This is a genomic window from Streptomyces sp. NPDC102283, from assembly GCF_044766265.1.
Taxonomy (GTDB): domain Bacteria; phylum Actinomycetota; class Actinomycetes; order Streptomycetales; family Streptomycetaceae; genus Streptomyces.
On record NZ_JBIWLQ010000001.1, the window covers coordinates 981,353 to 987,352 of the forward strand.

Annotated in this window: 5 protein-coding genes; 2 read left to right on the forward strand and 3 right to left on the reverse strand. The window is 74.0% G+C overall.

Annotated features, from left to right (window positions below):
- Positions 1-10: 10 nt before the first annotated feature.
- Positions 11-922 carry an NYN domain-containing protein gene (locus ACIRJT_RS04625; RefSeq protein WP_403904353.1) on the forward strand — a complete coding sequence of 304 codons (912 nt, stop codon included), beginning with the start codon at positions 11-13 and terminating at the stop codon, positions 920-922.
- A gap of 67 nt (positions 923-989) precedes the next feature.
- Here ACIRJT_RS04625 and ACIRJT_RS04630 read toward each other — a convergent pair whose 3' ends face one another.
- Both ACIRJT_RS04630 and ACIRJT_RS04635 read right to left on the reverse strand, forming a co-directional pair.
- Entirely contained in the window at positions 990-1,847 is an 858-nt protein-coding gene (locus tag ACIRJT_RS04630; RefSeq protein WP_403904356.1) for an alpha/beta fold hydrolase, read from the reverse strand.
- Positions 1,848-1,990: 143 nt separating this feature from the next.
- The gene (locus ACIRJT_RS04635) at positions 1,991-4,222 is read right to left on the reverse strand and encodes a DEAD/DEAH box helicase (protein ID WP_403904358.1); all 2,232 of its coding nucleotides are present in this window, start codon (positions 4,220-4,222) and stop codon (positions 1,991-1,993) included.
- A gap of 474 nt (positions 4,223-4,696) precedes the next feature.
- Between ACIRJT_RS04635 and ACIRJT_RS04640 the strand changes: the two genes are divergently transcribed.
- Positions 4,697-5,443: a ferritin-like fold-containing protein gene (locus ACIRJT_RS04640; RefSeq protein ID WP_007446800.1), complete on the forward strand. Its 747-nt coding sequence runs from the start codon at positions 4,697-4,699 to the stop codon at positions 5,441-5,443.
- 7 nt (positions 5,444-5,450) lie between these two features.
- Here the strand turns inward: ACIRJT_RS04640 and ACIRJT_RS04645 are convergent, their stop codons facing one another.
- Positions 5,451-5,723, reverse strand: a complete 273-nt coding sequence (locus tag ACIRJT_RS04645) for a hypothetical protein (protein ID WP_403904361.1) — start codon at positions 5,721-5,723, stop codon at positions 5,451-5,453.
- Positions 5,724-6,000: the final 277 nt, after the last annotated feature.

Here is a 6,000-nt window from a genome sequence, read left to right on the forward strand (position 1 = left end):
TGAGGTTCGCATGAACGAAGCGGACTCGCAGTCCAGCGGCGAAGCCGCCCTCGGCGCCCGCCTGGACCGCACCAACGAGCTGCTCCAGCGAATGCTCATCGAGGTCTCCAAGACCCCGTCGACGCACGCCATCTTCGTGGACGCCGGCTATGTGTACGCCGCGGCCGGGCTGCTCGTCACCGGCACGGAGGACCGGCGCTCCTTCGACCTCGACGCCGAAGGGCTGATCGAGGCCTTCATCGACAAGGCCCGCACGATCTTCGCGGACAGCAGGCTGCTGCGCGTCTACTGGTACGACGGGGCCCGCCGTCGCATCCACACCACCGAGCAGCAGGCCATCGCCGAACTCCCCGACGTCAAGGTGCGGCTCGGCAACCTCAACGCCAACAACCAGCAGAAGGGCGTCGACTCGCTCATCCGCACCGACCTCGAATCCCTCGCCCGGCACCGCGCCATCAGCGACGCGGCGCTCGTCGGCGGCGACGAGGACCTGGTCTCGGCGGTCGAGGCCGCCCAGGGCTACGGCGCGCGCGTGCACCTCTGGGGCATCGAAGCCGCCGAAGGACGCAACCAGGCCGAACCCCTGCTCTGGGAGGTCGACAGCCAGCGCACCTTCGAACTCGACTTCTGCCGCCCCTACGTCACACGGCGGCCCGTCACCACGTACGAGGACGACAGCCCGACCCCGTCCCGGGAGGACGTCCGCTTCGTCGGCGCGCAGATCGCCGCCGCCTGGCTCGCCGCCCGGGGCCGGGAGTCCCTCGCCGACCTGCTGCCCGGCCACCCCTATCTGCCGGGCTCCGTCGACCAGGACCTGCTGGTGGAGGCGGAACGCCTGCTCCAGCACTCGCTGCGCGGCCACGCGCACCTGCGACGGGCGCTTCGCGACGGCTTCTGGCAGCACCTGCAGTCGCAGTACTGACGGAAGCGGGGCCGGTGGCGGCGTGCCGGGCGGCCGGCGGGGGGTGCCGCGGGGCGCCGTCGGCGCGTCAGGCCGCCGGCAGGCCGTCCCAGAAGGCGGCCAGCGCCTTTGCGGTCTGCTGCGGGCGGGCGGTGTTGGGGGAGTGCTCGGCACCGGCGATCGTGGTGCGGCGGGCGCCGAGACGCCGCGCCATGGAGTCGAACAGCTCCACCGGCCAGACGTCGTCGCGCTCCCCGGACAGGACGTGGACGGGCAGCCCGACGGCGGCCAGCTCGTCCACCCGGTCCGGTTCGGCTGCCAGCTGGGCCCCGGTGGCGATCAACTGGGCCGGGTGGTGGGCGAGCCAGCGGTGCCGCATGTCCGCACCGTCGCCGGTGTCCGCGTCCTGCGGAGGGTCCAGCGCCCGCATCGCCTCCCACACCTCTTCCATGGACAGCGCGGACAGCGCGTCGCCCAGCATCTTCACCTTGTCCCGCTGGGCCGCCACGACCTCCGCCGGACCCGAGGACATCAACGTCAGCGAGCGGAACGGGGTGGCGTCCAGCAGCACGGCGGCGCGGGCGATCTGACCGCCGAGCGAGTGCCCGAGCAGGTGCAGCCCGCCGCCCCCACCGCCCAGGGCCGCCGCCTGGGCCAGTACGTCCCGCGCCAACTCGCCCTGGGCGTACGTCTCCTGACGGTCCGTGCCCTTCGATTCGTACTGCCCCCGGCCGTCCACGGCGACCACCCGGTAGCCCGCCGCGCACAGCGGTTCCAGCAGCGCGATGAAGTCCTCCTTGCTGCCGGTGTATCCGGGCAGCAGCAGGGCGGTGGCCCGTGCCGGGGTACGCGGCACGGCGTCCAGGACGGCGAAGTCGCCGCGCTCGGTCGCCAGGACACGGGCGTGGGCACAGGGCGGCGGGGCGAAGGTGGGCGGGCGGCTCATACGGCGAGGCTATCGCCGCCGCACCCCTCCGCGCGTCACGGGGCGGCCCATCCGGCGACACGCGCGTCCCCGGGCAGCGAACGGCCCCGGCCCCCGCGTGTGCGGGGGCCGGGGCCGTAGGTGGTGCTGTGTCGCCGGGAGCGTCAGCTCTCGGTCGTCGTCGCCGGTGCCTTGCCCGCCGGGCGGGTGGCGCGACGGCGGCGCGGCTTCGTCTCGGCGGCGGCCTCGCTCACCACGGCCTCGGCCTCGGAGACCACGGCGGCCTCCTGGGTCGCGGTCGAGGTGACACTGCGGGTGGCGCGGCGGCGGCGGGGCTTGGCGTCCGCCTCGGCGGCCGGGGCCTCGACGGCGGGCTGCTCGGCGGCGACCGCCTTCGCGGTGGCCTTCGACGCGACCTTCGCGGTGACCTTCTCCGTGGTCGCCGCGAGCTCCGCCGTCTCCGCCTTGGCCCGGGACTTCGTCGTCCTGGTCGCCCGGGCCTTAGGCTCGGCCGATGCCTTCGGCTCCGACTTGGCCTTCGTCGTGGCGCGGGCCGGACGACGACGCGTCTTCACGTCGGGCTCCGGCTCGGCGGCCGGGGCGATCTGGAAGTCGACCTCGTCGGCCGGCTTCACGACCCGGGTGCGGCGGCGCGGCTTGAGCGCCTTCGGCTCGGCGACCGGCTCCGCGACGCCCGCGGCGACGGCCACGGTCTGGAACTCGGCCGGGGCCGGTGCGGCCGGAGCCGCGGCGACGGGCGGAGCCGTCTCCTCGGCCACCGGCTTCACGGCGGCGCGGCTGCGACGGCGGCGCGGCTTGGTCTCCGCCGCGGCCTCCGCGACCGGCTCGGCCACGGGTGCGGCCACCGGTGCGGCCTCGATCACGGGCGCGGCCTCGGCCACCGGAGCGGGAACCACCGGAGCCTCGGCGACCGCCACGGCCGCCTCGGCGACGGCCTCGGGGGCGCTGACGCGGGTACGGCGGCGACGGCGCGGCGTGCGCGGCCCGTCGTCGGACGCCCCGTCACCGGCCGGTGCGACCGCTGCGACCGGGGAGGTCTCCTTCGCGGGTGCGGGCACCGTCGCGGCGCCCTCCTCCGCCGCTGAGCCGCCACGGGTACGGCGACGCTGACGCGGCGTACGGGTGCGGGGCTCGCGCTCCTCACGGGCGGGGGCCGGTGCGGCGGCCTTGCGGCCGCGGCCGCCGGTCTCGCCGAGGTCCTCGACCTCCTCCGCGCGCAGACCGGCACGGGTCCGCTCGGCGCGCGGCAGCACACCCTTGGTGCCCGCCGGGATGCCGAGCTCCTCGAAGAGGTGCGGCGAGGTGGAGTACGTCTCGGGCGGGTCCGGGAACTTCAGGTCCAGGGCCTTGTTGATCAGCTGCCAGCGCGGGATGTCGTCCCAGTCGACCAGCGTGATCGCGATGCCCTTGGCGCCCGCGCGGCCGGTGCGGCCGATGCGGTGGAGGTAGGTCTTCTCGTCCTCCGGCGACTGGTAGTTGATGACGTGGGTCACACCCTCGACATCGATACCGCGCGCGGCGACGTCGGTGCAGACCAGCACGTCGACCTTGCCGTTGCGGAAGGCGCGCAGCGCCTGCTCGCGGGCGCCCTGGCCGAGGTCGCCGTGGACCGCGCCGGAGGCGAAGCCGCGCTTCTCCAGCTGCTCGGCGATGTCGGCGGCCGTCCGCTTCGTACGGCAGAAGATCATCGCGAGCCCGCGGCCGTCGGCCTGGAGGATGCGGGAGAGCATCTCCGGCTTGTCCATGTTGTGGGCGCGGTAGACGTGCTGGACCGTGTTCTTGACGGTCGTGCCCTCGTCGTCGGGCGACGTGGCGTTGATGTGCGTCGGCTGCGACATGTAGCGGCGCGCGAGGCTGATGACGGCGCCGGGCATGGTGGCCGAGAACAGCATCGTCTGGCGCTTGGGCGGCAGCATCGTGATGATGCGCTCGACGTCGGGCAGGAAGCCCAGGTCCAGCATCTCGTCGGCCTCGTCGAGGACGAGCCCGCGGATGTGGGAGAGGTCGAGCTTGCGCTGGCCCGCCAGGTCCAGGAGACGGCCCGGGGTGCCGACGATCACGTCGACGCCCTTCTTGAGGGCCTCGACCTGGGGCTCGTACGCCCGGCCGCCGTAGATCGCGAGAACGCGGACGTTACGGACCTTGCCGGCCGTGAGCAGGTCGTTGGTGACCTGCTGGCACAGCTCGCGGGTGGGGACGACCACGAGCGCCTGCGGCGCGTCGGTCAGCTGCTCGGGCTTCGCGCGGCCCGCCTCGACGTCGGCGGGGACGGTCACGCGCTCCAGGAGCGGGAGGCCGAAGCCGAGCGTCTTGCCGGTGCCGGTCTTGGCCTGGCCGATGACATCGGAGCCGGAGAGGGCTACGGGGAGCGTCATCTCCTGGATGGGGAAGGGGGACGTGATGCCGACAGCCTCGAGGGCTTCGGCCGTCTCGGAAAGAATACCGAGGTCGCGGAACGTAGTCAGGGTGCTGCCTCTTCTGTGAGACGCGGTCCGAGGCGAACGCTGGGGGTCGTACCGTGCCGGGGTTGGTCATCCGGCCGTGGATGGGCCGGGTGGCGCGGGACCACTGCCGTCGCTCGAGCGCTCGTGCCGCTGAGGGGGCCCCTCATCTGCAGTCGTACGTGTCGTACGCACCGCGTGGAGGGCTGTCGGGTCGGAGCCGATCGGGCCACCGACCGGGCATCCTCATTCAAGGGCGCGCCTCTGGCACAGCACAGTGCTCAGTAAGCGCAATACCACTGTACCCCGGATTCGCGCATGTGTGTTGGACGAATTCATCGGAACGGTATGAGGTCCCCGGCTGACCAGGCCCTTCCGCCCTGCGCGGAGCGGGCTATCGTTCCGTTCATGGAGACGCCTGACCACGCCACTGAGACCCCTGCCGAAGCTTCCGCGGCCACCGGGATCGCCGCCCAGGACTGGGCCACCGCGGCCGCCGACCCGCAGTACCGCGCCGCGGTCGTGGACCTGCTCGGCGCCCTCGCCTACGGAGAGCTGGCGGCCTTCGAGCGGCTGGCGGAGGACGCGAAGCTCGCGCCGACACTCGGCGACAAGGCGGAGCTGGCGAAGATGGCCGCCGCCGAGTTCCACCACTTCGAGCAGCTGAACCAGCGGCTCACCGCCGTGGACGAGGACCCCACCGCCGCCATGGAGCCGTTCGCCAAGGCGCTCGACGACTTCCACCGCCAGACGGCGCCGTCCGACTGGCTGGAGGGCCTGGTCAAGGCGTACGTGGGCGACTCGATCGCGAGCGACTTCTACCGCGAGGTCGCGGCCCGGCTGGACACCGACACCCGGTCCCTGGTCCTGTCCGTGCTCGACGACACGGGCCACGGGAACTTCGCCGTGGAGAAGGTGCGCGCCGCGATCGAGGCGGACCCGCGGCTCGGCGGCCGGCTCGCGCTGTGGGCGCGGCGGCTGATGGGCGAGGCGCTGTCGCAGGCCCAGCGGGTGGTCGCCGACCGCGACGCCCTCTCGACGATGCTGGTGGGCGGCGTCGCGGACGGCTTCGACCTGGCCGAGGTGGGCCGGATGTTCTCCCGGATCACCGAGGCCCACACCAAGCGGATGGCCGCGCTGGGACTGGCCGCGTAACACCCCGCTACTGGGCCGCCGCCGACCGGGCGAGGCGGCGGCCGCGTGGGCGGATCAGGAGCGACAGCGTCACCGCCCCGACGGACGCGGCTCCGATCAGGGTCGCCAGGGCATGGCCGGTACCCAGCGCGGCATGCGTCAGATACGCGCCGAACAGGGCGCCCAGCGCGCCGGTGGGATAAACCGCACGGCCGGACGGCAGTCGGTCGGCCAGTGATCGGAGCGCAGCCCAGGACAGGGCGAGTCCGAGGACGGCGGCGCCGAAGGATTCCCAGATCACAGAATCACCTCGCGGGGGTGTGCGGGGCGGGCAAATCGGTCGTAGGCGGTACTACCCCCAGCCTGTGGAGAGCAATCCTCCAGTGACCTGTTCCGACCCGTACGGGATCCAGCGCGGGCGGAGACCCGCACACGACACGGGAGCGGGGGGGGGGGGGGGGGGCCCCCCCCCCCCCCCCCCCCCCCCCCCCCGCCCCGGGCGCCCCCCCCCCCCCCCCCCCCCCCCCCCCCGGGGGGGCCCCCGCCGCCCCCCCCCCCCCCCGCCGGCCGCCGGCCCC